Annotated in this window: 1 pseudogene; it reads left to right on the top strand. The window is 60.1% G+C overall.

The window, feature by feature from the left end:
- Window positions 1–55: 55 nt before the first annotated feature.
- Window positions 56–331, top strand: a pseudogene (locus CYJ76_RS11785) (hypothetical protein); the annotation flags it as partial.

Below are 331 nucleotides of genomic sequence, written 5' to 3'. Positions count from 1 at the left end.
TAGCGGAAGGGGAGTTCATTGCACGAATCACTGTAGCGCGGTGCACAATGGAACCATGACTTCCAGCCAACATCAGACCCCGCAGCAGGCTTGGGATAGCCTGCGCGAAGGCAACCAACGTTTATTCCAGCGCGTGCTCGTGGAGAAGGTCACGCCCTCGTTGCTGTCCGCGAAGAAGCGCGGCATGGAAAGTAGTGACGCCTTCGAACGTAACCACGTGGCAGAGATCGCCGACCACATCGTGGATCGTTCGCCGGAGATTCAGGCGCGTCTGGCAGACAATCGTTGTGCCGTTGTGGGGCTGCGCTACCGCCTGTCCGATGGCCTGGCC

This window comes from Kytococcus schroeteri (assembly GCF_002847825.1).
Taxonomy (GTDB): Bacteria; Actinomycetota; Actinomycetes; order Actinomycetales; family Dermatophilaceae; genus Kytococcus; species Kytococcus schroeteri.
This window is presented reverse-complemented; position numbering and strand designations above follow the sequence as displayed.